Annotated in this window: 1 rRNA gene; it reads right to left on the bottom strand. The window is 46.7% G+C overall.

The features are described from left to right. Positions 1–106: ribosomal RNA gene (gene rrf / locus LI112_RS17985) — 5S ribosomal RNA — on the bottom strand; the annotation flags it as partial. Positions 107–338: the final 232 nt, after the last annotated feature.

Below are 338 nucleotides of genomic sequence, written 5' to 3'. Positions count from 1 at the left end.
CCTGCTCTCCCACACCGTCTCCAGTGCAGTACCATCGGCCGCTTAGGTCTTAACCATCGTGTTCGGGATGGGAACGGGTGTTTCCCCTAAGCGCATCGCCACCAGAAATATTATTAAGTTATCCGTTCGTGCCAGTCTTGTCTCTCCCTCGAATACGCTACGCTTCTTCTCGGTGGAGCCAATCCTTCATATACATCTTTCTGTGTATGTCTTCCATCTGGTATGCAAGCATCCAATCTGTCATCCATCCTCAGAAATCTGTGCACTCACTCATTGATAACCAAACAGTAAAACACATTCAATTTTCTACTAACTCTTCCTTAGAAAGGAGGTGATCC

Source organism: Blautia sp. 210820-DFI.6.14 (assembly GCF_020558815.1).
GTDB classification, from domain to species: domain Bacteria; phylum Bacillota; class Clostridia; order Lachnospirales; family Lachnospiraceae; genus Blautia_A; species Blautia_A obeum.
Note: the sequence above shows the minus strand (reverse complement) of the source record. Positions and strands in the feature narration are given on the sequence as shown.